The organism is Halarchaeum grantii (assembly GCF_014647455.2).
In the GTDB taxonomy this organism is placed as follows: Archaea; Halobacteriota; Halobacteria; order Halobacteriales; family Halobacteriaceae; genus Halarchaeum; species Halarchaeum grantii.
Genome location: NZ_BMPF01000001.1, coordinates 209,466 through 232,208, shown reverse-complemented (window position 1 = coordinate 232,208; position 22,743 = coordinate 209,466). Strand labels below are relative to the sequence as shown.

The 22,743-nt window shown below is 69.3% G+C and carries 22 protein-coding genes and 2 tRNA genes; 14 read left to right on the top strand and 10 right to left on the bottom strand.

The window, feature by feature from the left end:
* Positions 1-2: 2 nt before the first annotated feature.
* From IEY12_RS01165 to IEY12_RS01150, 4 genes are read left to right on the top strand one after another with little or no spacing between them, the layout of a single operon-like run.
* On the top strand, positions 3-404 hold the full coding sequence (locus IEY12_RS01165; protein WP_188876724.1) for a DUF7287 family protein: 402 nt from the start codon (positions 3-5) through the stop codon (positions 402-404).
* The gene (locus IEY12_RS01160) at positions 401-1,000 is read left to right on the top strand and encodes a DUF7288 family protein (protein ID WP_188876722.1); all 600 of its coding nucleotides are present in this window, start codon (positions 401-403) and stop codon (positions 998-1,000) included. The genes IEY12_RS01165 and IEY12_RS01160 overlap by 4 nt, the downstream gene beginning before the upstream one ends.
* Positions 988-1,455, top strand: coding sequence for a DUF7266 family protein (locus tag IEY12_RS01155; protein WP_188876720.1), 468 nt, complete (start codon positions 988-990; stop codon positions 1,453-1,455). Before IEY12_RS01160 ends, IEY12_RS01155 begins: the two co-directional genes overlap by 13 nt.
* On the top strand, positions 1,448-2,215 hold the full coding sequence (locus IEY12_RS01150) for a DUF7289 family protein (protein ID WP_188876718.1): 768 nt from the start codon (positions 1,448-1,450) through the stop codon (positions 2,213-2,215). The genes IEY12_RS01155 and IEY12_RS01150 overlap by 8 nt, the downstream gene beginning before the upstream one ends.
* Here the strand turns inward: IEY12_RS01150 and IEY12_RS01145 are convergent.
* From IEY12_RS01145 to tatA, 3 genes are all read right to left on the bottom strand, one after another.
* Positions 2,212-3,627 (bottom strand): DUF7289 family protein, encoded by a 1,416-nt coding sequence (locus IEY12_RS01145; RefSeq protein WP_188876716.1) that lies wholly within the window; start codon positions 3,625-3,627, stop codon positions 2,212-2,214. The genes IEY12_RS01150 and IEY12_RS01145 overlap by 4 nt on opposite strands.
* 270 nt (positions 3,628-3,897) lie before the next feature.
* Positions 3,898-3,970, bottom strand: a tRNA-Arg gene (locus tag IEY12_RS01140).
* A gap of 53 nt (positions 3,971-4,023) precedes the next feature.
* Complete coding sequence (gene tatA / locus IEY12_RS01135; protein ID WP_229870823.1) at positions 4,024-4,293, bottom strand: twin-arginine translocase TatA/TatE family subunit; 270 nt, start codon at positions 4,291-4,293, stop codon at positions 4,024-4,026.
* A 227-nt stretch (positions 4,294-4,520) separates the two neighbouring features.
* Between tatA and IEY12_RS01130 the strand changes: the two genes are divergently transcribed.
* The 3 genes from IEY12_RS01130 (at position 4,521) to IEY12_RS01120 (ending at position 7,302) form a co-directional block, all read left to right on the top strand.
* Positions 4,521-5,000: a redoxin domain-containing protein gene (locus IEY12_RS01130; protein WP_188876714.1), complete on the top strand. Its 480-nt coding sequence runs from the start codon at positions 4,521-4,523 to the stop codon at positions 4,998-5,000.
* A gap of 87 nt (positions 5,001-5,087) precedes the next feature.
* Positions 5,088-5,924 (top strand): HD domain-containing protein, encoded by an 837-nt coding sequence (locus IEY12_RS01125; protein WP_188876712.1) that lies wholly within the window; start codon positions 5,088-5,090, stop codon positions 5,922-5,924.
* Between the two features lie 85 nt (positions 5,925-6,009).
* The gene (locus IEY12_RS01120) at positions 6,010-7,302 is read left to right on the top strand and encodes an MFS transporter (RefSeq protein ID WP_188876710.1); all 1,293 of its coding nucleotides are present in this window, start codon (positions 6,010-6,012) and stop codon (positions 7,300-7,302) included.
* Positions 7,303-7,377: 75 nt separating this feature from the next.
* Here IEY12_RS01120 and IEY12_RS01115 read toward each other — a convergent pair.
* From IEY12_RS01115 to IEY12_RS01100, 4 genes are all read right to left on the bottom strand, one after another.
* Positions 7,378-7,449: transfer RNA gene (locus IEY12_RS01115), tRNA-Gly, on the bottom strand.
* Positions 7,450-7,548: 99 nt separating this feature from the next.
* Positions 7,549-8,205: a class I SAM-dependent methyltransferase gene (locus IEY12_RS01110; RefSeq protein WP_188876708.1), complete on the bottom strand. Its 657-nt coding sequence runs from the start codon at positions 8,203-8,205 to the stop codon at positions 7,549-7,551.
* 49 nt (positions 8,206-8,254) lie between these two features.
* Complete coding sequence (locus IEY12_RS01105) at positions 8,255-10,348, bottom strand: type II secretion system F family protein (protein WP_188876706.1); 2,094 nt, start codon at positions 10,346-10,348, stop codon at positions 8,255-8,257.
* Positions 10,349-10,351: 3 nt separating this feature from the next.
* Complete coding sequence (locus tag IEY12_RS01100; RefSeq protein WP_188876704.1) at positions 10,352-11,980, bottom strand: type II/IV secretion system ATPase subunit; 1,629 nt, start codon at positions 11,978-11,980, stop codon at positions 10,352-10,354.
* Positions 11,981-12,139: 159 nt separating this feature from the next.
* On the opposite strand from IEY12_RS01100, the gene IEY12_RS01095 reads away from it, so the two are divergent.
* The 7 genes from IEY12_RS01095 to cdd all read left to right on the top strand — a co-directional run bounded on the left by IEY12_RS01095 (position 12,140) and on the right by cdd (position 19,778).
* The gene (locus IEY12_RS01095) at positions 12,140-12,613 is read left to right on the top strand and encodes a DUF5793 family protein (protein WP_188880326.1); all 474 of its coding nucleotides are present in this window, start codon (positions 12,140-12,142) and stop codon (positions 12,611-12,613) included.
* Positions 12,614-12,649: 36 nt separating this feature from the next.
* Positions 12,650-14,002, top strand: a complete 1,353-nt coding sequence (locus tag IEY12_RS01090) for a phosphopentomutase/phosphoglucosamine mutase (protein WP_188876702.1) — start codon at positions 12,650-12,652, stop codon at positions 14,000-14,002.
* A 168-nt stretch (positions 14,003-14,170) separates the two neighbouring features.
* Entirely contained in the window at positions 14,171-15,307 is a 1,137-nt protein-coding gene (locus tag IEY12_RS01085) for a BMP family lipoprotein (RefSeq protein ID WP_188876700.1), read from the top strand.
* A gap of 58 nt (positions 15,308-15,365) precedes the next feature.
* The gene (locus IEY12_RS01080; protein ID WP_188876697.1) at positions 15,366-16,928 is read left to right on the top strand and encodes an ABC transporter ATP-binding protein; all 1,563 of its coding nucleotides are present in this window, start codon (positions 15,366-15,368) and stop codon (positions 16,926-16,928) included.
* Positions 16,925-18,166 carry an ABC transporter permease gene (locus IEY12_RS01075; RefSeq protein WP_188876695.1) on the top strand — a complete coding sequence of 414 codons (1,242 nt, stop codon included), beginning with the start codon at positions 16,925-16,927 and terminating at the stop codon, positions 18,164-18,166. The genes IEY12_RS01080 and IEY12_RS01075 overlap by 4 nt, the downstream gene beginning before the upstream one ends.
* Positions 18,159-19,319 (top strand): ABC transporter permease, encoded by a 1,161-nt coding sequence (locus IEY12_RS01070; RefSeq protein WP_188876693.1) that lies wholly within the window; start codon positions 18,159-18,161, stop codon positions 19,317-19,319. The genes IEY12_RS01075 and IEY12_RS01070 overlap by 8 nt, the downstream gene beginning before the upstream one ends.
* 39 nt (positions 19,320-19,358) lie before the next feature.
* Positions 19,359-19,778: a cytidine deaminase gene (gene cdd / locus IEY12_RS01065; protein WP_425433156.1), complete on the top strand. Its 420-nt coding sequence runs from the start codon at positions 19,359-19,361 to the stop codon at positions 19,776-19,778.
* 26 nt (positions 19,779-19,804) lie between these two features.
* On the opposite strand, the gene IEY12_RS01060 is transcribed toward cdd, so the two are convergent.
* From IEY12_RS01060 to IEY12_RS01050, 3 genes are all read right to left on the bottom strand, one after another.
* On the bottom strand, positions 19,805-20,716 hold the full coding sequence (locus tag IEY12_RS01060; protein ID WP_188876691.1) for a DMT family transporter: 912 nt from the start codon (positions 20,714-20,716) through the stop codon (positions 19,805-19,807).
* 65 nt (positions 20,717-20,781) lie between these two features.
* Positions 20,782-21,948 carry an NAD(P)/FAD-dependent oxidoreductase gene (locus IEY12_RS01055; RefSeq protein ID WP_188876689.1) on the bottom strand — a complete coding sequence of 389 codons (1,167 nt, stop codon included), beginning with the start codon at positions 21,946-21,948 and terminating at the stop codon, positions 20,782-20,784.
* Between the two features lie 83 nt (positions 21,949-22,031).
* Entirely contained in the window at positions 22,032-22,565 is a 534-nt protein-coding gene (locus IEY12_RS01050) for an Rrf2 family transcriptional regulator (protein ID WP_123076334.1), read from the bottom strand.
* Positions 22,566-22,743 lie beyond the last annotated feature (178 nt).

Sequence of the window (22,743 nt, the reverse complement as noted above, 5' to 3'; positions counted from 1 at the left end):
CCATGAGTGAGAGAGCCCAGACCACCATCGACTTCGCCGTCGGCGCGAGCGTCTTCCTGCTCACGGTCGCGTTCGCCTTCTCCTTCGTCCCCGGCCTCATCACGCCGTTCGCAAGCGGTCAGGAGTCCGCGCCCGTCGTCGCGAACCGCGTCGCCGACGACCTCGTCCAACAGGACCTCGCGGTCGAGGGCGACCCCTACACGCTCCGCGAACCCCTGAACCTCGACGGCCCGACACTCGACGTTCCGCCGCTGATGGACGCGAACGTCACACTCACGAACGAGAGCGGCGGGACGATAGCGAGTCGCGGGCCGACGCCACCTTCGACCGCGTCGACGTCGGGCGCGTGGCGCGTCGTCACCTATCAGGGCGACCACGCCGACCTCCGGGTGACCGTCTGGTGACGTCCTCCGACCGCGGGCAGGCGCACACGCTTGAGGGCGTCACGGCGGCGCTCCTCGTCGTGACGAGCATCGTGCTCGCGCTCCAGATGACGGCCGTGACGCCGCTGACGGCGTCGACGGCGAACCAGCACATCGAGACCCAAGAGCGCGCCGCCGCCCACGGCGTCCTCACCACCGTCGGATCGTCCGCGCTCCGCGAGTCCACCCTCCACTGGAACGCCTCGAGCGCGCGCTTCGCCGGGTCGGGCGAACGCGGCTTCTACGTCGGGAGCGGGCCGACGAGCGACCTCGCGCTGCTCGACCGGTTGAACCAGACGTTCGCGGGGACGGGTATCGCGTACAACGTCCGGTTCGTCTACCTCGGCGCGAACGGCGAGGACCGCCGCACGCGGCGGTTCGTCTACAACGGCGAACCGACTGAGAACGCCGTGAGCGCAAGTCGGTCCGTGACGCTCTACGACGGCGACCGTGTCGCCGCGTCGGACGGCGCGAGCCCTGACGCGGTCGGCGACGTCACGTATTTCGCGCCCGACGCCGCGCCGAACTCGGGGGTCTACAACGTCGTCGACGTGGAGGTGGTCGTATGGCGGATGTAGGGCGCGACGACCGACGCGGCGTCGCCACCGTCGTCGGCTACGTCCTGAACATCGGCATCGCGCTCCTCGTCGTCACCGGCCTCCTCATCGCGGCGTCCGGCTTCGTCGGTGATCAGCGCGAGCGCGCCGTCGACACCGAACTCCAAGTCATCGGCGACCGCTTCGCGAACGACCTCGCGACTGCGGACCGCCTCCTCACGCAGACGGACGCGGGGTTCGTCGCCGTCGACGCGCCGCTCCCCGCCCGCGTCGTCGGTCGCTCCTACACCGTCCACGTCGGCGACCCCGGACCGGCCGGCGGCGAGGTTCGCGTCGTCCTCACCGCGCCCAGAGCGGACGTCACCGTCTCGCGCACCATCCACCTCGAACACGGCCTCGCGCGTAACACCACGTACGCCGGTGGCTCGCTGCGCGTCGTCGCCGACGGCGACGAACTGGAGGTGCGCGATGGCTGACCGGCCCGGCCGTCACCTCCGCCTTGAGGCGGGCGAGCGCGGCGTCAGCGACGTCGTCGGCTTCGTCCTCGTCTTCGGACTCATCATCGGCACCGTCGGCGCCGTCTACACCACCGGGCTCTCCGGCCTGCAGGACGCGCGCGACGCCGAGCGCCTCTCGAACGCCGAAGTCGCGTTCGACGTCCTCGACTCGAACGCCGACGACGTCCTCCATCGCGGCGCTCCCGCACGGGCGACCGAGATCAAGCTCTCGGACGCGCGCATCGGCCCCGGTGACCCCGTCACCGTGAACGTCAGCGCCGGCCCGAACGCCTCGGTGTCGCGGGAGATAACGCCGATCGTCTACAGCGCCGACGACACGGACATCGTCTACGTGCAGGGCGCGGTCATCCGCTCGCAGCGCTCCGGCGGCGTGATGCTCCGGCCGTCGGGCATCCGGACGGGCGAACGCGCGCTCTTCCCCATCGTGGACACGTATTTCCCGGTGGGAACGACTGTCGGCGGCCAGACGCGCGCGCTCGTGCGCTTCCGCGTCCCGACCCCGAGCGATCGCGCCGTCCGAACGCTCACGACCGCGACGAACGACACCGTCACCGTCACGGTGCAGACGTCCCGGACTGACCCGTGGCGACGCCACCTCGACGCCTACGACAACACGACCTGCGACGGCGACGCCGCGAACGACACCGTCACCTGCGAGTTCAGCGGCGTGGAGACGGCCGTCGTTCCCGTGACGACCGTCCACGTCCGGGTCGCCTAGGCGAGGCGGACGCGGACCTCGTTTCGCGTCGCGTGAATGTACGTGACGACGTTCCCGCCGGTCTCGTAGCGAACGTACGCCGAGGACTCGCGCAGGCTGACCGACCCCGACTGGTCGTACGTCCGAAGCGTGAGCGTCCCGTCGTCGCTGATGAGCGCCGCGTAGTGCTGCGCGAGGAAGCGCGAGGCGTTCGTATCGCCCTCCGAGAACGTCGTCGTCCCGTCGGCGTCGTGCGCGTCGAACGTCACGTCACCCGCGAACGACCCGGTGGTCGAGAAGTAGTTCAGGGTCGGGTCGGATGCGTACTCGAAACTCCGGTTCGCCGTCGCGTCCATCTCGAGGACCGGCGCGCCGCTCACACACTGCACCGAGAAGTTCCCCGACCACGACTCGTACGTCCGGCCGTTCGAGTAGTAGATCCACGCCGGGAGCGTCGACTGCGACGGCGACCCGTCGTCGCACTTCACCTGTCCCCCGCCCTGCGTCGGCACCGCGATTTCGAACTCCTCGCTCCCCGACTGCGCGTAGAGCGACCACTTCAGGCTCGCGAACCGCTCCCTCTTCCCGGGCGCGACGGTCGTGTTCAGGTCGGTGAGTGCGTGCCCGTTCGAGAGACCGCGCATCGCGATACGGCCGTCCGAGAGCGAGAGTTGGCCCTGCGCCCCCGGCGTCGCGAGCGCCAGACTCACCGTCCCGTTCGGGTGGACCGTCACCTGCCCGTCCGACTGATCGCGGAAGTACTCCGCCCATCCCTCGGCGTAACGGCTGTGGACGTCCAACACAACCGTCCCGTTCGATATCGGGTTCAGGTAGCGGTGCGACCCGTTCGGATAGAACGTGGACCGGTTCGGATAGCGCGCCCGATTGATGGCGAGCGGCGTAATCGTCGCGCGCCGCGTCCCCGTTCTCGCGTCCGGCGCGTCCGATACGGCCACCACGGGTAACGTCAGCGTCTGAGACTGGTAGTGGAACTCGGGCGGCGAGAGCAACACCGGCGTCCCCTGTCCGTCCGAGCGCCAGACGCCGCCGCCCTGATAGGCGATCCGCGTGTCGCCGTTCGTGTACGTCACCGTCCCGAGCGTCTCGTTCAGGACGTCCGCCGTCCTGCCGCCGCCCGAGTAGTTCAGGTGTCTGAGGCGGATCCAGCCGGCGGAGTCGTTGACGGCGTACTGCCCTTCACCGGGGTTCCCGAGATCCACCGTCTGACGGTCCGTACGGCCGAGTGCCACCAGCGCCGCTCGCGAGTCGAAGAGCGTCATCACGTCCTCCGCGTTCGTCGTGGCCGCGCGCTGTTGGCCCTCTCCGACCGGCCCAACCGCAACCCCGACCACGACGCCCGTCACGAGGAGTGTCAGGCCGAGCAGCAGGACAGCGCCCACCACCTCCGACTGCCCGCGACACTCGTCACTCATAGGTGTCTAGAGCCGACGGCGCCGGATGAACCTATTGGCGAAGACGGCCGTCGACTCCCGCCGGTGAAGACCGACTCCTCGCTATTCGGACGTCGCTCGACGGAGAAGCGGGCGTGGCGGGACTCGAACCGGAAACAAGACGGTCGCCACGCTCCGCTCACGGGTCGCTTTGCTCCCCGTTCGCGCGAGGCGCTCGGCGCCGCGGCTCGTAGGGCCGCGAGTCCGCCATGCCGGTTCGCTCCCCACTCGTCTCGCTCGTTTGTCGCTGCACGGGCGTGGCGGGACTCGAACCCGCGATCTAGCGGTTAGGAACCGCTCGCCGTGTCCGCTTGGCCACACGCCCCGTGGCGGTGGCTACGGGAGTGGGGATGAAAAACGGTTGCTCTTCCGGGCGGGTTAGTTCGCGCTCTTCGAGGTGTCGGTGGACTCGGTCTCGGTGACGACCTCGCTCTCCTCGGAGTCGTCGGCTCCGCCGTCGCGGACCTCCTGCAGTTCTTCCTCGATTTCCTCGCGGCCGCGCTTGAACTCGCCCATCGCCTGCCCCGTCGAACGCGCGAGTTTCGGAATCTTGTTCGCACCGAACAGCAGTACCGCGATGAGGAGGATGAGCGCCAACTCCATCCCGCCCGGCATGCCGCCCAGGAACGCTGGGGTACTGGTGAGCATCTCTACCTTTCCGTAGCAAACTGCCAGTTATAGGCTTTTTGCTCCCCCCAGCGTTCGGTCGGGAGACACGCCGACGGGACCGTACGCGGCGTCTTCGGGTTCGGCGTCGCGTTCGGAGGCCTCGGCCGAGCGGCCGAATAGTGACCAACGGTACCACGAGCCACTCACTCGCCGTCCGTTCCGCTGGGAACGCAACCATGATGGGCGATGCCGCCGAACCACCATCCATGGTTGACGTTGGAGACGACGCACCCGACTTCACTGCACCGCTCGCCGACGGCGACGTTGGCTCCTTCACGCTCTCCGATGAACTCGGCGACGAACCGCTCGTCCTCGCGTTCTACCCCGGCGCGTTCACCGGCGTCTGCACCGACGAGATGTGCACGTTCCGGGACAACCTCGGCGCGTTCGAGGACGTCGGCGCGACCGTCTACGGCGTCAGCGTCGACACGCCCTTCGCGAACAACGAGTTCCGCGACCAGAACGACCTCGACTTCGACCTCGTGAGCGACTCCGATAAGGAGGCCATCGAGGCGTTCGACGTCGTCGACGACGACTTCGCCGGCTTCGGCTACGCCGTCGCGAAGCGCTCCGTCTTCGTCCTCGACGCCGACGGCGAAGTCACCTACAAGTGGGTGACCGACGACCCCGGCGTCGAACCCGACTACGAGGAAGTCGAGGAGGCCGCCGCCGAAGCCGCCGAATAGCGCGACCCCGAGCACAGCGGCGGCCCGGTTCGGCCGTTCGACACGGAGGTCCCGCTCCTTTTTACCGCCGCGCGACACACGTCCGGTATGAGCGACAGCGACGGTCCCGCGACCGAAGACCGTGGGATGCAGGAGTACGACCCCGACGCGACGCACGCGTTCCCCGACGAGAAACTGAACGACGTCCTCGGCGTCCTCACGAACGACCCCGAGGTCGTCGCGCTCCTCGACGCCCAGAACGTCAACCCCGTCACCCGGAAGGGGTACAACGACCACGGCGCCAAGCACATCGAGATCGTCCGCAACCGCGCGCTCCGCCTCTACGACCTCCTGAAGCGCGGCGGCGTCGAGTTCAACGGCGCGGCCGACCAAGGGCTCGCGGAGGCGGACGAATCCGTCATCGTCGCGCTCGCCGCGACCCTCCACGACATCGGGCACGTCGTCCACCGCGACGACCACGCCTACTGGTCGATCCCGCTCGCCGCCGACATCCTCGACCGACTCCTCCCCGAGTTCTACGACACGGCGGACGCCGTCCGCGTGAAGGCCGAGGTGCTCCACGCCATCCTCTGTCACCACACCGAGGAGCAACCGCTCACCGTCGAGGCCGGCGTCATCCGCGTCGCGGACGGCCTCGACATGGAGCGCGGGCGCTCGCGCATCCCCTACGAGCGCGGCGGACGCGGCATCAACACCATCTCGAGTCAGGCCATCGAGTCCGTCACGCTCCGCGACGGCCGCGACAAGGACGAGGACGTCCCGGTTCTCGTCGAAATCCGGATGCGCAACGCCGCCGGCGTCTATCAGGTCGACAGCCTCCTGAAGGAGAAACTCGAGGAGTCGATGCTCGAAGAGGAGATCCGTATCGTCGCCATGAACGTCGGCGGCGACGGGAACCAGCTCGTCGAACGCATCGAACTCTGAGGTCGCGACGCACGCGTCCGCGTCCCACGGCCGGCCGCGTGCCAGTCTCCTTATCACGGCCGCCCCGGTAGTGCCGGCGCACACCGTGTCCGCGACCGACAGCCGACTCGGCGTCTTCACCGACCACGAGTTCATCGCGCTCTCCGGGACGGCGTTCGCCCGCGCGCAGGCGTACTCCACCATCCTCATCGCCATCGCGCTCTTCGCGGACGCCTTCGGCACCACCGGCTTCGTGGAGGGGCTCTTCGGCACCGCGTTCGCCGCCGCCCAACTCCTCATCGTCCTCCCGCTCGGCCGCCTCGTCGACACCCGGAACGCGAAGCGCTTCCTCCTCGCCGGCCTCCTCCTGAACGTCGCGACGTTCGTCGGCTTCCTCTTCGTCTCGAACGCCGTCGACGTCGTCCTCGTCCGCATCCTCCAAGGTGTCGGCGCGAGCGTCCTCTGGATAACGGGCTCGAGCGTCGTCGGCGAGATCAGCCCCGACGACGAGCGCGGGCGCTGGCTCGGCTCCTACAACCAGGTCGGTGCGTTCTCCAGCTTCGCCGGCGACCTCATTGGGGGCGCGCTCCTCTACACCTTCGACACCTCGGTGACGTTCGTCGTCCTCTCCGCCATCACGCTCCTCGCGTTCGCCCTCGTCTACGCCCTCCTCCGTGACGACCCCGGCGGCCGGAAGGACCCCGAGGAGGCCGGCGGCGTCGAGACGTTCCTCGACCTCCTCAAGCGCCCGATGGTGAACTCGCTCGTCACCTTCCGCTTCGCGTTCAGCGTCGGGAAGATGGCGGTCATCCTCTTCTTGCCCATCTACGCGCGCACCGAGTTCGGCGTCTCCGCGTTCGCCATCGGCGTCCTCCTCGCCGGCGGGAAACTCGTCAAGGCCCTCCTCCAAGGGTGGATGGGCGACCTCACCGACCGCCTCGGGAACGAGCAGTACTTCGTGCTCGCGGGCGCGCTCACGTACGCCGTCGGCACCGCCTGCATCCCGCTCGCCGGGCACGCACAGGGCGTCCTCCCCGCGTTCTCCGTCGGCGGCTTCGGCTACGCGCTCGACGTCGACGGGGCCTTCCTCACGATGTTCCTCGCGTACGCCGTCATCGGTGTCGCCGACAGCATCCGCCTTCCCGCGAGCATGGCGCTCTTCGTCGAGGAAGGCGAGCGCTTCGACTCCGTCGCCTCCTCGATGAGCCTGCGCTCCATCTCGTGGAAGGTCGGGCAGGTCGTCGGCCCCGTCCTCGTCGGCTCGCTCAAGGACCTCTACGGCATGGCCGTCGCCTTCTGGACCGCCGCCGCGTTCATCGTCGCCGCCAGCGCCGCCTTCGTCCTCATGTACCGCTTCGGCCACCATCTCACCGGCGCCGAACCCGTGAGTGCGGACTGAGGCGGAGTCGCGTTGCGCCCTCATCGGCGTCGGCACTCGTCGCCCCGGTTTCCGACTCACTCCGTTCGACAGAAATGCACCGACCGGGATTTGAACCCGGGCCATGAGCTTGGAAGGCTCAGGTCCTAGCCACTAGACCATCGGTGCTCTCACTGCGCTCGCACCGCGCATCGCAGACCGCTTGTCTGCCCGATACCGGTGCGCGACACTCCCCGTTTTTCGACGGTCGGTAAAGACCGTTTCCCTTCAGGACGTGACGACGGCGTAGGAGTTCCCCGCCGACTCGTAGACGTCGAGTACGGTGAGCGCGGAGGCGTCGAGGTCGGCGCGGAACGCCTCGGGGTCGTAGATGTGGTAGTAGCGGGGTTCGGTCTCGCCGCCGGGGAGCGTCCAGTCCACGGTGGTGTCGAAGCTCTCGCGTTCCTCGAAGCGCTCGTGCGTCGTCGACCAGACGCTGAGCAGCGCCTCGCCGCCGGCGTCGAGGACGCGCGCGAGCTCGTCGAGGCTGGCGAGTCGTGCCCCGCGACTCGGGAGGTGGTGGAGGGTGGCGACGTAGACGGCGAGGTCGATGCTGTCGTCGCGGAGGGGGACGCGGGCGGCGTCACCCCGGACGAGCGAGAGGTCGTAGTCGCGCTCGGCGGCGCGTGCGCGGGCTTCGGCGAGGAGGCCGGCGCTGGCGTCGACACCGACGACGGCGTCGGCGCGCTCGGCGAGGAGCTCGGCGTGCCGGCCGTTGCCACAGCCGAGGTCGAGCGCGCGCGTCGCGTCGCCGTCGTGCTCGGCGACGAAGTCGGCGACGTCCGGCCACGGGTGCTCGCGGGTCCGCGAGAAGTGCGCGGCGATGCGGTCGTACACCCGGTCGGGACGGGGGTCGCCGGTCGGCGGTTGGGAGGCGTCGGTCATACACCACGGGAGAGCGTCCCGGCCCTTGAAGCGCCGGGATGGTGGGCGCTCAGGCGAAGACGAGGAAGATGGCGTACGCGATGGCGAGCATCACGAACGCGTGCTTGGCGCCGGATCGCGGGTCGCTCTCCGCCATCTGGCCGGCGACGAAGCCGGAGCAGACGGACTGGACGAGCGCGGTGTGGAAGAAGAGGAGGCTGTAGGCGTCCTTCTCGGCGGCGGTGATCTGGCCGATGCCGCTGACGGCGCTCCCGGCGGCCGCACCGCCGCCGCCGAACTGCTCCGCGGTCGGAATCGCGGGCACGAAGATGGTGTCGAGGGCGACGATGATCGCGAGGAAGACGAAGAACGCGAGGTAGATGACGACGAGGTAGGTGATGAGCTCGTTGCGGCGCTCGCGCTTCAGGCGCTGCGTGGACTTCGCTTCGTCGGCGGCGATCCGGAGGACGGGTCCGAGGTCGCTCGTCGCGTTCATCGCGTTCGTCGTGAGCGTGACGATGCGGGTGATCGTCGGCGTTCGGACGCGGTCCTCGAAGCGCTGGAGGGCGGCCTCGACGGGCGCGCCCCACTGGACGTCGGTCCACGTCCGTCCGACTTCGCGGTTCAGGCCGCCGAGGTCGCTGCGCGCGACGCGTTCGAGGCTGGCGACGATGGGCATCCCGGCTTCGTTGGTGCTGGCGAGGCGGTCGAGGAAGTCCGGGATCGCGCGTTCGAGCGCGTCGATCTGGCGCTTGCGGATCTCCCAGATGAACGCGAACGACCCGACGACGAAGAGGACGGCCTGCACGACGGGGTCGTCGAGCACGCCGAGGAGGGACTCCAGCGTCGCGGGCTGGAGGAGGTCGGCGGGCGCGGTGTCCGTGGCGAGCAGCGCGAGTATCCAGCGGCCGAAGACGTAGAGGACGGCGATCGGGCACGTGATGGCGAGGAGCCAGACGGGCTGTTCGACGAGCGTCTCGACGGGGTGCGTGAGCGCGTAGCGAGTGGGCTGGACGCGGTCGTGAATGCGCAGTCGCGCGCGGTTCGCGAGATCGCCGGTCGTCCCGCCGTCGGCGCTGACGCCGTCCGCTTCCGGGGTGTGCGATTCGACGACGCGCTCGTAGTCCTCGCCGGATTCGAGGATGCGCTCGCGGTCGAAGTCGGTGTCGCTCGTGATGCTGTCGAGATAGACGATGAGGCCGAGGGTGGCGAGCGGGATGACGAGGTACGTGAAGACGCGGAGGAAGGTGAGCGTCCCGCCGAGGACGAGGCCGATGACGACGAGGATGGTGATGAGGAAGAGCGGGCCGGCGACGAAGACGGTGACGTACGCTTCGGCGAGCGTCGAGAGGAGTTCGAGGAAGCGCTCCTGCTCGCTCTCCGACTCCTCCTTGTACTGCTCGTACTCCTCGTGGAGGAAGCCGCTGACGCTCTGGCCGGACTGGAGGACGCTCGTGAGGTTCTCGATGAACTCCTGGAAGTCGTTGCTCGGGGTACGCTGGGCGGTGCGTCGGAGCGCGCTGATGAGGTCCGCGCCGAAGAGGTCGACGTCGCGGACGGTGACGCCGACTTCGCGCGCGGCCTCGCCGTAGACGGCGTGGTTCTTCGCGAGGATGCGCAGGATCTCCGTGAACGCCATCCCGGAACGCGAGAGCGCGAACATGAACGCGATGTTGCGTTCGAGCGTCGAGTCGATCTGTCGGGCGCGCTCGCCCGCGCGGTAGCGCGGGAGCGTCCAGCGGAACTGGTAGGTCGCGAACGCCGCGATGACGCCGAGCGTCACGCTCCCGAGGAGGACGGCACCGAAGAGGGGGAGCGCGCCCATCTCGGTGATCGACGCGAACGCCGTGACCGGGAGGACGCCGGTCTCGACGAGGACGAGGACGGCGGCGACGAGGTAGAGGCCGAGCACGCTCCCGATGACGCCGGCGACGGCGCTGAAGAGGAACGTCCGGGCGGCGTAGGCGACGTACGGCCGGGGGACGTGCGCGGAGCGGAGAACGCGGGCCTGCTGGCGGTTCGCGATCGCCCGCGAGCGCGCGTAGCTCCCGAAGACGCCGATCGCCGTCCACGTGACGAGTCGGTCGAGGCGCTCGCTCAGCGGGACGCACGCGAGCGCGACGACGAGGAGGCCGGTGAGGACGAGCGGGAGGTACTCGAGCACGGCTTACCTCTCGACGTCCTCGTCGAGTCGGTCGGTGACGCGCTCGACGACCTGCTCGGGGTTCGCGTAGTACTCGTTGACGAGCGCGGTGAACTGCCGGTAGTCCGTGATGTCGCGGTCGACGAGGTACTTGAGGACGCGCTTCCGGTTCCGGAGTTCGCGAAGCAACTCGGAGCGGCTCCACCCGCGGTCCTCGCGGATCTCGTCGAGGACGGCGCTGTCCTGCTCGACGAACCGGTCCTCGGTGGGCCGCCACTCGAACGCCGTCGAGTAGTCGAGGTCGCCGGTGCGCTGGTCGATGCCCTCGATCTCGGCGATGACGCGGTTGCGCCGCACGCGCTCGTCGCCGACGTACGTGAGCGTCTGCACGCAGAGGATGTCGAGGCTCTGAATCATCGCGCGCGGGACGTTGATCGGCTCGTTTTCTAACCGATTTATCGCGGTCTGGACGCTGTCGGCGTGCATCGTCGAGTACGTCGTGTGCCCGGTGTTCATCGCCTGGAAGAGCGTCATCGCCTCGTTCCCGCGCACCTCGCCGACGATGATGTACTCGGGGCGGTGGCGCAGCGCCGAGCGCAGCAGGTCGTACATCGTGATGTCCGAGCTGTCCCCGAGGCTCTCGCGCGTGATGGAGGAGAGCCAGTTGTCGTGGTAGAGGGTGAGCTCGCGGGTGTCCTCGATGGTGAGCACCTTCGAGCGCGGCGGGACGAACATCGAGACGGCGTTCATCGACGTCGTCTTCCCCGAGGCGGTGCCGCCCGCGAAGAGCAGGCTCTTGTTTGACTCGATGGCGAGCCAGAGGTACGCCATCTGGTCGAGGTCGAACGTGTTGAGGTCGACGAGCGTCGCGGGCGTGAACGGCTCCTCGGAGTACTGGCGGATGGTGAACGCGGAGCCGCGCGGGGTGACCTCCTCGCCGAGCGCGAGCTCGGCGCGACTGCCGTCGGGGAGCGTCGTCTCCGTCACGGGGTCGCCGATGCTGATGTGGCGGCCGGACTGCTGGGCGAGGCGGACGACGAAGCTGTCGAGTTCCTCCTGCTCGTAGGAGAGGTTCGTCTCGATGTCGGTGTAGTCGTCGTGGTAGACGAACAGCGGGATCCCGTAGCCGTCACAAGAGACGTCCTCGATGTGATCGTCGTGCATCAAGGGGTCGATCTTCTCGAAGCCCTCGAACGCTCGGTAGAGGTAGTAGAAGAGGCGGTGGAAGGCGTTCGGGTCGATCTCCGCGCCGTACTCCTCGAGGAGGCGCTGGGTGCGCTCTTGCAGGATGGATTCGGCGTCCTGCGGGTCGTACTGGGCGTCGTAGACGAGGGTGTCCCGGACGTCGCTGAAGAGGTTCTCGAGCAGTTCCTGCTCGACGTCGTCGAGGTCGGGTTCGACGACGTGATAGCGGTACTCGTTCGCCTCGGCGTCGTGGCCGATCCAGACGAACGCGTAGGGCGCGTTCACCCAGTAGCGATCGACTTCCTCGTAGCCGTCCAGCCCGGAGAAGGAGACGAGCGGGCCGTGTTCGGCGGGCCGATAGTCCGTCTCGGCGATCGTGGATCCCCGAAGCATCTCGACGGCCCGTTCGAGCCGCCAGCGGATGCGCTCGTAGCCGCCCGAAAGCGTGTCTGGAAGTTCGCTGGACATCGAGAGGGTCTACTGACCCAACACTCCGGCGTAGCTTAAAACCTGTCCGCACACTGGGGGGCGGCGCGTCGCGGGCCGCGACGCTTCGCGCGTCGGCGCTCGCGTCCCCGTCGGCGTTACGTTCAAGTCGTGTGACCGTGTAGCGTGGTCCACATCCAGATGCGGCGCGAGGACTTCACGCTCGACGTCACGGTCGAGGACAGCGACGACACGAACGCGCGGCCGCCCACCGTCACCATCGACTTCGACGGCTCGCGGACGGACCTCGAGGAGCGACTCCGCGGCCCGGACGGCGAGTACCTGTCCGCCGAGGAGACGGACGTAACGCTCCGGTTGCGCGGCGACCCGGACGACCCCGACGCGACCGGCGTCGTCTCCGTCACCGACCGCGTCACCGGCTCGCTCCTCCTCGAACTCGACGAGGACGCGGCGGACGTCCTCGACTTCGTGGACGCCGCCCGTGCGTACGGCGAGCGCGAGGACGGCGACGACGTCAACGGCAGCTATCGGGTCGTCGTCTCCGTCGACGGCGAGCGCGTCCTCACCTACGAGAAGGAGACGTTCCTCGTCTACAGCGCGGACGGCGACCTCCTCCGGGGTCGCAGCCTCATCCCGGGCGGCGTCGAGCTGTAGCGGTGGCTCTTTGCTTCGGGCGACGCACACCCGAGTATGGACCTCTTCGGAACGGCGGGTATTCGCGGGAGCGCACAGGGTCGGGTGACGCCGGAGCTCGCCCTGCGAGTCGGGCGGGCGGCCGGCCGGAACGCGGACGCGTTCGTCCTCGGGCGCGACGGCCGCGTCACCGGGGACGCGCTCGCCGCCGCGATGGCCGCCGGCCTGACGTCGGCGGGCGCGGACGTCACCGTCCTCGGGCAGGTGCCGACGCCGGCGCTCGCGTGGGCCTCACGGGGCCGGCACGGCGTGATGCTCACCGCCTCGCACAACCCCCCGGAGGACAACGGCATCAAGCTCTTCGACGACGGCACCGAGTACGGCGACGTGCAGGAGGCCGACATCGAGGCGGCCGTCGCGGCGGGCGCGGAGCCGGCGCGCTGGGACGAGTGGGGCGGGCGCTCCCAGGGGTCGGTCCTCGCGGACTACCGCGACGCCGTCGCCGACTACGCACGCGAGCACGGCGCGCCCTGCGACGGCCTGACGGTCGCCGTCGACTGCGGGAACGGGATGGCGAGCGTCGCCACCCCGCAGGTCCTCCGCGAACTCGGGGCGCACGTCGTGACGCTGAACGCGAACGTCGACGGGCGGTTCCCGGGTCGGCCGAGCAAGCCGACGCCGGAGACGGTGCGCGACCTGCGGGCGTTCGTCGCGGACGGCGACGCCGATTTCGGCCTCGCGCACGACGGCGACGCCGACCGCATCGTCGCGGTCGACCCGTCGGGTGGAGTCGTCCACGAGGACACGGTGGTGGCGATGCTCGCTGAGCACTACACGCGAGCGAGCGCCGTCGCGGACCCGGTCGTGGTGACGACGCCGAACGCCTCCGCTCGCGTGGACGAACGCGTCGCCGACGCCGGCGGGCGCGTCGAGCGCGTCCGACTCGGCGCGCTCCACGAGGGCATCGCGGAGGCGCGACGCGGGGGCGGCGACGTCGTCTTCGCGGCGGAGCCGTGGAAGCACATCCACACGGAGTTCGGCGGGTGGATCGACGGCGTGGCGTCCGCCGCCGTGCTCGCGCGCCTCGTCGCGGACGCGGGCGGACTCGGCGCCCTGCGCGACCCGGTCACCGAGCGCCCCTATCGGAAGGTCTCCGTGGAGTGCCCGGACGACTTGAAGACGGCCGTGATGGCCGCGCTCGAGGACGACCTCCCGGCGGCGTTCGCGGACGCCACGGTGGCGACGGAGTACGGCGTCCGCCTCACGTTCGAGGACGGCGCGTGGACGCTCGTTCGCCCGTCCGGGACGGAGCCATACGTGCGGGTCTACGCGGAGAGCGACGACGTCGACGCGCTCGTGGACGACGTGACGGCGGTGGTGCGCGACGCCGTCGCGGCGGCGCGCGAGTGAGGGCGCGTCCGCCCCGCGTGTGACGGGCGTCGGACGCCGTCGCCCGAACCTCGACGTGTGTCGACATCTCACGAACCTCTAGAAAATACGTGCTGTTTCTGTGAGATATAAACGTGCGTACGCCCCTTCGATGCTTTTATACCTTCTCCCCCGAAGGTAATTCCAACAATGTCAAACTTCGACCGTCGTGACTTCGTCAAAGTGACCGGCGGGCTCGGCGTCGCCGGCCTGACCGGTCTCGCGGGCTGTTCGGGCGGGCCCTCCGGGGACGGTGGCGGCTCCGAGACGACGACCGGCGGTGAGACGTCGGACGGCGAGACGACTACCGCGGCCGACGCGGCGGCGAACATCGGTCTCGTCTACGGGACGGGCGGCACCGGCGACGGGTCGTTCAACGACCAAGCGAAGCAGGGCATCGAGCAGGCCGTCGAGGAGCTCGACGTCGCGTACCAGTCCGCCGAGCCCGACGAGGTCTCGCAGTTCAGCAACTACCAGCAGCAGTTCGCGAGCTCGACGGACCCGAACTACGACCTCGTCTCCTGCATCGGCTACCTGCAGGCGGACGCGCTCTCCGAGTCGGCCTCCCAGTACCCCGACCAGCAGTTCCAGATCGTCGACTCGACGGTCGAGGGCGACAACGTCGCGAGCTACGTCTTCCAGGAGCACGAGGGCTCCTTCCTCACCGGCGTCCTCGCCGGGAAACTCACGACGATGAGCTTCGAGGCGGGCGCGGGCGCCACCCAGTCCGACTCGACGAACGTCGGCTTCGTCGGCGGCGTCGAGGGCGACCTCATCGGGAAGTTCGAGGCCGGCTACAAGGCCGGCGTGAAGTACGCGAACGACGACGTCGACATCCAGACGTCCTACGTCGGGAGCTTCAACGACCCCTCGGGCGGGCAGGAAGCCGCGCTCGCGATGTACAACTCCGGCGCGGACATCGTCTACCACGCCTCCGGGAACACGGGCACCGGCGTCTTCCAGGCCGCCCAGCAGAAGGGCCGCTTCGCCATCGGCGTCGACCGCGACCAGTCGCTCACGAAGCCGAGCTACGCGGACGTCATCCTCGCGAGCATGGTCAAGCGCGTCGACACCGCCGTGTACAACTGCGTGAAGAACGTCGTCGACGAGAGCTTCGACGGCGGGTCGACGACGACGCTCGGCCTGCAGGACGGCGGCGTCGCCTGCGTCTACGGCGACGAACTCGGCGGCGACGTCCCCGAGGACGTCAAGACGGCGGTCGCCGACGCCCGCCAGGCCATCATCGACGGCGACATCGACGTTCCGACCGACCCGAACGACGCCTGAACAGGTCGCTGACAGCGGCGACGGCGGCATACACATTCCCACATTCTGCACGCATACAATGAGTGATTTGGCGGTTCGACTCGACGGCATCACGAAGCGGTTCCCGGGTGTCGTCGCGAACGACGACGTGACCTTGGAGGTCGAGACGGGAACGGTCCACGCCCTCCTCGGTGAGAACGGCGCGGGGAAGACGACGCTGATGAACGTCCTCTACGGCCTCTACGAGCCGACGGCGGGTCGCGTCGTCGTGAAGGGCACGGAGCGGGACTTCGACTCGCCGCGCGACGCCATCGACGCCGGCGTCGGCATGATCCACCAGCACTTCATGCTGGTCGACCCGATGACGGTCGCGGAGAACATCGTCCTCGGGAACGAGCCCCGGAAGTGGGGCGGGCTCGCGGTCGACCGCGACGCCGCGCGCCGCGAGGTCCGCGAGCTGAGCGAGCGCTACGGCTTCGACGTCGACCCCGACGAGACGGTCGCGGACGTCAGCGTCGGCGTCCAGCAGCGCGTCGAAATCCTGAAGGCGCTCTACCGGGGCGCGGACGTCCTCATCCTCGACGAGCCGACGGCCGTCCTCACCCCACAGGAGGTCGAGGACCTCTACGACGTCATCGAGGAGCTCACCGAGCAGGGGAAGACGATCATCTTCATCACGCACAAGCTCGGCGAGGCGATGCACGCCGCCGACGACATCACCGTCCTCCGGGACGGGAAGCACGTCGCGAGCGTCCCGGCGGCGGAGGCGACGCGCGAGGCGCTCGCGGAGTACATGGTCGGCCGGCAGGTCGACATGCAGTTCGAGAGATCGGACGCCGAGCCCGGAAGCCCGGTCCTCACCGTCGAGGACGTGAGCGTCCGCGACGACCGGGGCGTCCCCGCGGTGACCGGCGCGTCCTTCGGCGTGCGCGAGGGCGAGGTGTTCGGCGTCGCGGGCGTCGACGGGAACGGCCAGTCCGAGCTCGTCGAGGCGATAACGGGCCTGCGGAGCGCCGAATCCGGGACCGTCTCCTTCGACGGCGAGGACGTCACGGAGACGCCGCGACGCGAACGCATCGACCGCGGGATGGCGTACATCCCCGAGGACAGACAGGAGCGCGGGCTCGTGATGGACTTCGACCTCGTGGAGAACGCCATCCTCGGGAGTCAGCACGCCGAGCCGTTCGCCGAGCGCGGCCAGATCGACTGGGACCGCGCCCGCGAGCACGCGGACGACATCGTCGAGACGTACGACGTCCGGCCGCCCGACGTCGAGGCGCGCTCGGCGGCGCTCTCCGGGGGGAACCAGCAGAAGTTCATCGCCGGCCGCGAGTTCGAACGCGACCCCCGTCTCGTCGTCGCGACGCATCCGACGCGCGGCGTCGACATCGGCTCGACGGAGTTCATCCGTCGGCGCCTCCTCGACCTGCGCGACGAGGGGCGCGCCGTCCTCCTCGTCTCCTCGAAACTCGACGAGGTGCAGGGGCTCTCCGACCGCCTCGCCGTGATGTACGAGGGCGACCTGATGGCGGTCGTCGAACCAGATGACGTCACCGAAGAGGAACTCGGGCTGTTGATGGCGGGCGAGTACCCCGACGGCTTCGACGCCGAGTCCGCCGCCGAGACGGAGGTGGCGCGATGAGCGCGCGCGACCGGGCGCGTGGGGCGCTCGAGCGCCTCGTCCGCGCCTCGGGCTTCGAGCGCTTCCTCATCAGCGCCTCCGCGCTCCTCCTCTCGATCGCTATCGGCTTCGTCATCGTCCTCGTCGCCGGCCGGATGACGTCCTGTAGCACGGCCGCGACGACCTACGTCGGCGTCGGCTTCTGCTACGACCCCATCGGCGTCTACGAGAAGCTCTTCCTCGGCGCGTTCGGGGACTTCCTCGCGGACCCGCTGAACGGCAACGTCGCGACGACGCTCGCCGAAACCACCGTGTTGCTCTTCACGGGCGTCGCCGTCGCGCTCGCGTTCCGCGCGGGCGTCTTCAACATCGGCGCACAGGGCCAACTCGTCCTCGGCGCGCTCGCCACAGCCGTCGTCGTCGGCGCCGTCGCACCCCTCGTGGCCGGTTTCGGCGTCGTCACCACCGTCGTCCTCGTCGCCTTCGGCCTGCTCGTCGGCGCACTCACCGGCGGCGCGTACGGCGCGCTCCCCGGTGCGCTGAAGGCGTACGCGGACGCGAACGAAGTTATCACCACCATCATGCTGAACTTCGTCGCGACGTCCGTCGCGCTCTTCCTCGTCGGCGACCCGAACTGGTTCAAGGACACCGAGAGTGTCGCGAACCAGACCGTCCCGCTCCCCGACGTCGCGCTCTTCCCGACCGCGCTCTTCCGGGCGCGCGACGACTTCTCGCTCATCGCGCTGGCCGTCGGCCTCCTGACGCTTGTCGGCGTCTGGCTCCTGCTCACGCGCACCTCCTTCGGCTACGACCTGCGCACGAGCGGCCTGCAAGCGCAGGCCGCCGAGTACGGCGGCGTCGACGCCAAACGAACCATCGTCTCCAGCATGGCGCTCTCCGGCGCGCTCGCCGGCGTCGGCGGCGCCGTCTACGTCCTCATGATCCTCGGTAACTTCCAGACCGGCGTCCCGTCCTACGGCTTCGACGGCATCACCGTCTCCATCCTCGCGGGGAACAACCCGCTCGGCGTCGCGGCGGCCGCGCTCCTCTTCGGCGTCCTGAAGAGCGGGTCCATCGTCGTGCAGGTCGGCTCGAACGTCCCCCCGGAGCTCGTCGGCGTCCTGCGCGGCCTCATCATTCTCTTCGTCGCGATGCCGGAGTTCTTCCGCATGATCGGCCGCCGCGTCGTCGGCCCCGTCGCTGGCGACGGGGCGCCGATGGCGACCGACGGCGGCGTCGGAGGTGGTGACGATGAGTGAGTCGGGGTCGTCCACCGGCCCCGTGGCGACGGCGCTCCATCGGGCCGCCGGCTGGTTCGGCGAGCGCGGCCTCGTCCAGCGCCTCTCCATCAGCGTCGTGGCGCTCGCGCTCGTCGCGCTCGTCGTCGCCGGCGTCGCCTTCCCCGGGTCGAAAGCGGGCGCGCTCCTCGGCGTCCTCCTCTCGGAGTCGACGCTCGGCGCGACGCTCAGGCTCTCCGTCCCCATCGCGCTCGCCGCCGTCGGCGGCATCTTCTCCGAGAAGGCCGGCGTCATCAACATCGGCCTCGAGGGCCTGCTCATCATCTCCGCGTTCAGCGCCATCTGGATGACGGACGTCACCGGCAGCCTCGCGCTCGGGGTCCTCGGCGGCGTCCTCGCGAGCACGCTCCTCGCGGCGCTCTTCGCCGTCGTCTGCATCAAGTACCGCGCCGACCAGATCATCGCCGGCCTCGCCGTCTGGCTCATCGCGCTCGGCCTCGCGCCGTTCGCGTCCTCCGTCATCTACGGCAGCACGAACACGGACAGCGTCCAGACGGTGCAGACGGTCACGCAGATGGGGATTCCCGTCCTCAGCGACGCGCTCACGGCGACCATCCCCGGGACGGGGACGTCGCTCGCCGGCCTCCCGTTCCTCGGCGCGCTCTTCGACGCGACGCCGTTCGTCTACCTGATGTTCCTCGTCGTCGCGCTCTCCTGGTACGTCCTGAACCGGACGACGTTCGGGCGCTGGGTGCGCGCGAGCGGCGAGAACCCGAAAGCGCTCGACACGGCCGGCGTGAACGTCCACCGCGTGCGCTACGCGGCCGTCGTCCTCTCGGGCGTCCTCGCCGGCATCGGCGGCGCCGCGCTCTCGCTCAGCATCGGCCAGTTCACGGGGAGCGGCCCGACGATGGTGAACGGGAAGGGGTTCATCGCCATCGTCGCGTTCCTCTTCGGGAACTACAACCCCATCGGCGCGCTGCTCTCGACGATGCTGTTCGCGGGCCTCGACGCCGTCCAACTCACCCTGCAGGCGCTCGACGTCTTCGACGTCCCGCGCCCGCTCGTCCGCACCATCCCCTACGTCACCGTCATAATCGTGCTCGCGCTCTTCGGGCGCACGCGCGTCCCGGAGGCCTCCGGTGAGCACTACGACACCGGCGAGGACCGCTAAAGACACGCCTTTTTCTTCGCGTCGCGCGAACGGCGACCCGTGAGCGACGACCCCGAACCCGATATCGACGCCCTGCTCGAGGCGGCGCGCGACGCCGCCGAGAACGCCTACGTTCCCTACTCGGAGTACGCGGTCGGCGCGGCTATCGAGACCGCCAACGGGTCGGTCTACGTCGGCTGTAACGTCGAGAACGCGAACTTCTCGAACACCCTGCACGCCGAGGGGGTCGCGGTCGCCGAGGCGGTCGCGGACGGCCACCGCGAGTTCGCGCGCCTCGTCGTCTCCGCCGCCGCGCGCGACGGCGTCACGCCCTGCGGGCGCTGTCGCCAGACGCTCGCGGAGTTCTGCGCCGAGGACTTCCCCGTCTACTGCGACACCGGCGACGGCCTGCGCGAGTACGCGCTCGGCGAGTTGCTCCCCGACACCATCACGCCCGGGACGCTCGGCGTCGAGGAGTGACGTGCGTGCCGAGGTGACCCGTCCGCTCAGGCGACCATCCGCGCGATGGCGCGCCGGTTGACGAGGAGGAAGCCACAGACGATGAGCGCGAAGCCGCCGACGAGCGCGAGCGTGACCGGTTCGCCGAGGAACGCCACGCTGAGGATGGCGGTGACGAGCGGGACGAAGTAGGAGACGAGCGTCGTCCGCGTCGCGCCGATTTCGGCGATGAGCGTGAAGTAAGCGGCGTAGGCGCCCGCCGTCGCGACGACGCCGAGATAGGCGAGCGCCGCGTAGAACGTCGGCGTCGCACCGGCGAGACTAAACGGTTCGCCGAGTAGCCACGCGGTCGGGAGGAGGAGGACGCCGCCGAGGCAGAGCGACCACGCGGTGCTCGCGACGGTGTCGATCTCCGCGGGATAGCGCTGGCTGGCGACGCTCCCGATGGCGACGAAGAGCGCGGAGGCGAAGACGAGGAGTTCGCCGACGGCGTGCGCGCCACCGAGGGTGCTCGGTGAGGGCTGTGCGACGACGGCGACGCCGAGGATGCCGAGGAGAACGCCGGCGACCTGGTTCCACGAGAGGCCGTCTTCGGGGATGACGACGGCGGCGAGCGCGGTCGCGATGACCGGATTGAGGCTGAAGAGGACAGACGCGACGCTGCTCGTGACGGACTGCTGGCCGGCGAAGAGGAGGGCGTTCGCCCCGCCCGTGATGAAGAGCGCGCCGAACGCGACGACCGCGAGGTCGCCGTGCGAACGCGGAATCCACCGGTCGCCCTCGCCGGCGAGGACGGCGGCGACGGGGAGGATGACGACGGACGCCGTGAGGAGCCGAAGCGCCGCGAAGAAGACGGGCGCGCCCGGGACGGCGCCGAGACCGACCTTGATGGCGACGAAGGAGCCGCCCCACGCGAGCGCGCAGTAGACGAAGAGGGCGGCGGTCCGATTGCGGAGCACGGCGCCCGCTACGGGTGACCGGGGTTTTCAGGTGACGGTTCCGGCACGCAGTGAGCCGACCCGGATCAGAGGACGTTCCAGGCGTCGGCGACGCGCTTCGGGCCGGTGATCTTGTTGATCCACCGGGCAGCCGCGCCCTTCTTCAGCGTCTTCGCGGGGAGGCCGCCGAACGTCTCGACCGGGCTGTCGAAGCCCTCGAAGGAGACCTGGTGGGCGACCGCCGTCTCGCCGATGCTGACGAGCGTGCCCTGGTCCTCGTACGTCCAGCGCTCGAGCGGGCGGCCCTCGATGGCTGCGGCGATGTTCTTCCCGGCGACCTCGGCGGACTGCCACGCGGCCTGCGCGGTCGGCGGCGCGGGGTTCTCGCCCTGATCGATGAGGGAGTCGTCGCCGATCGCGAAGACGCGCTCGTCCTCCGTCTGGAGGTTCGAACCCGCCTTCAGGCGGTTGTGTTCCTTCTCGACGTCGACGTCGCCGAGCTCGGCGGGGCCGGTGACGCCGCCCGTCCAGAGGAAGACGTCGTAGTCGAGGGCGTCGCGCTCGTCGAACTCGATGGTGTCCTCGGTCGCCTTCGTGATCGGGTCGTCGGTGAGGATGTCGATATCGCGCTCTTCGAGGCGGTGCCGGAGCGCGCCCTGAATCTCCGCGTTACCCGGCGGGAAGATCTCGGGGAGCGCCTCGACGAGCGTCACGTCGATGGGGGCGTGGTTCCGGTCGCGGAACTCCGCGACCTCGCCGGCGGACTGGATGCCCGAGAGGCCGGCACCGCCGATGACGACCTGCGCGGGGTCGTCGCGGGTGGCGTCGCGCGCGGCCTCCTTCACCTGCTCGTGGATTTCGACGGCGTCGTCGCGGCTCTTGAGGGTGAGCGGATGCTCGCCCATCCCCTCGATGCCGTACGTCGCGGTGTCCGAGCCGATGGCGACGAGGACGTAGTCGTACTCGATTGTGGTGTCGTCGGCGAGCGAGACGACGCGCTCGTCGACGTCGACGTCCGCGACGTCGCCCTGCACGAACTCCGTCTCGGGGTCCTTGATGTCGTCGACCGGGATGGAGAGCTTGTCCTTGACGCTCGCGTCGCGGATGATGCGGTGGGACTCGTGGAGGACGAAGTGGTAGTCGTTCTCCGCGACCCACGTCAGTTGGGCGCGTTCGGGGAGATGCTTCTGGAGCGACTTGACCGCGCCGGCGCCCGCGTAGCCGGCGCCGAGAACGACGACTCTGGTAGCCATGCTCTGGGGTCCGCATCCCTGGAATACAAAGCCTTTGGAATGCGGCGAGAGAGAGACGACGAAATAGACGGGCGCCGAGTCAGCTAGTGTTCGGGTGCTTCAGCGGGGGCTTCCATCCGGTCGATCTTGAGGATGAGGACGTTGCCCGTGTCGTCCTTCCCGTCGACGGTACCCTCGACGACGAGCTTGGAGAGCGGCGTCGGGCCGACGAGGACGTGGTCGCCCTCGTGGAAGTCGCGCACGCTCCCGCGGAGGTGGATCTCCGCACGGCAGAGGTCGGGGTGGTGGACGCTCGTCAGGCTGATCTCCTGGACGTTCGCGCCCTCGTGTTCCTCGCCGTCGTGGAAGACGGGGACTTCGGCGGCGGAGTCGAGCTCCTGGACGTCGAGGGCCTTGTAGGCGTTCGACGTCGGCTTGTACCCGCCCTTCGGGCCGGGGACGCCCTCGACGAGCTGGAGGGCTTTGAGGCTCTGCATCTGGTTGCGGATGGTGCCGGGGTTCCGGTCGACTTCCTCGGCGATGTCCTCACCCTTCACCGCCTCCTCCTGCTGCGTGTAGAGGTCTACGAGAGCCCGCAAGATAGTCTTCTGACTCGGCGTGAGTTCGATCGATGACATTGTCGACAATAGGGCTGGCGAGCGCATAAAACCCCCGAATACGTACTTCTCCGGAGGCGCGTCGCCCCCGATATACCGACCATTCGGTTGCTTCTCAACCTCGTTAGCCATCGAACGGCCACACTCAGCACCCCTGAGACGTGATAGCGTCGCGTAGCTCGGTAGACGTCCCCTCCCG

Excerpts from the sequence above, each read along its gene's own strand:
- IEY12_RS01165 (WP_188876724.1), top strand. The coding sequence starts at position 3 with ATGAGTGAGAGAGCCCAGACCACCATCGACTTCGCCGTCGGCGCGAGC.
- IEY12_RS01155 (WP_188876720.1), top strand. The coding sequence starts at position 988 with ATGGCGGATGTAGGGCGCGACGACCGACGCGGCGTCGCCACCGTCGTC.
- IEY12_RS01150 (WP_188876718.1), top strand. The coding sequence starts at position 1,448 with ATGGCTGACCGGCCCGGCCGTCACCTCCGCCTTGAGGCGGGCGAGCGC.
- IEY12_RS01145 (WP_188876716.1), bottom strand. The coding sequence starts at position 3,627 with ATGAGTGACGAGTGTCGCGGGCAGTCGGAGGTGGTGGGCGCTGTCCTG.
- tatA (WP_229870823.1), bottom strand. The coding sequence starts at position 4,293 with ATGCTCACCAGTACCCCAGCGTTCCTGGGCGGCATGCCGGGCGGGATG.
- IEY12_RS01130 (WP_188876714.1), top strand. The coding sequence starts at position 4,521 with ATGGTTGACGTTGGAGACGACGCACCCGACTTCACTGCACCGCTCGCC.
- IEY12_RS01125 (WP_188876712.1), top strand. The coding sequence starts at position 5,088 with ATGAGCGACAGCGACGGTCCCGCGACCGAAGACCGTGGGATGCAGGAG.
- IEY12_RS01110 (WP_188876708.1), bottom strand. The coding sequence starts at position 8,205 with ATGACCGACGCCTCCCAACCGCCGACCGGCGACCCCCGTCCCGACCGG.
- IEY12_RS01100 (WP_188876704.1), bottom strand. The coding sequence starts at position 11,980 with ATGTCCAGCGAACTTCCAGACACGCTTTCGGGCGGCTACGAGCGCATC.
- IEY12_RS01095 (WP_188880326.1), top strand. The coding sequence starts at position 12,140 with ATGCGGCGCGAGGACTTCACGCTCGACGTCACGGTCGAGGACAGCGAC.
- IEY12_RS01090 (WP_188876702.1), top strand. The coding sequence starts at position 12,650 with ATGGACCTCTTCGGAACGGCGGGTATTCGCGGGAGCGCACAGGGTCGG.
- IEY12_RS01085 (WP_188876700.1), top strand. The coding sequence starts at position 14,171 with ATGTCAAACTTCGACCGTCGTGACTTCGTCAAAGTGACCGGCGGGCTC.
- IEY12_RS01080 (WP_188876697.1), top strand. The coding sequence starts at position 15,366 with ATGAGTGATTTGGCGGTTCGACTCGACGGCATCACGAAGCGGTTCCCG.
- IEY12_RS01075 (WP_188876695.1), top strand. The coding sequence starts at position 16,925 with ATGAGCGCGCGCGACCGGGCGCGTGGGGCGCTCGAGCGCCTCGTCCGC.
- IEY12_RS01070 (WP_188876693.1), top strand. The coding sequence starts at position 18,159 with ATGAGTGAGTCGGGGTCGTCCACCGGCCCCGTGGCGACGGCGCTCCAT.
- IEY12_RS01055 (WP_188876689.1), bottom strand. The coding sequence starts at position 21,948 with ATGGCTACCAGAGTCGTCGTTCTCGGCGCCGGCTACGCGGGCGCCGGC.
- IEY12_RS01050 (WP_123076334.1), bottom strand. The coding sequence starts at position 22,565 with ATGTCATCGATCGAACTCACGCCGAGTCAGAAGACTATCTTGCGGGCT.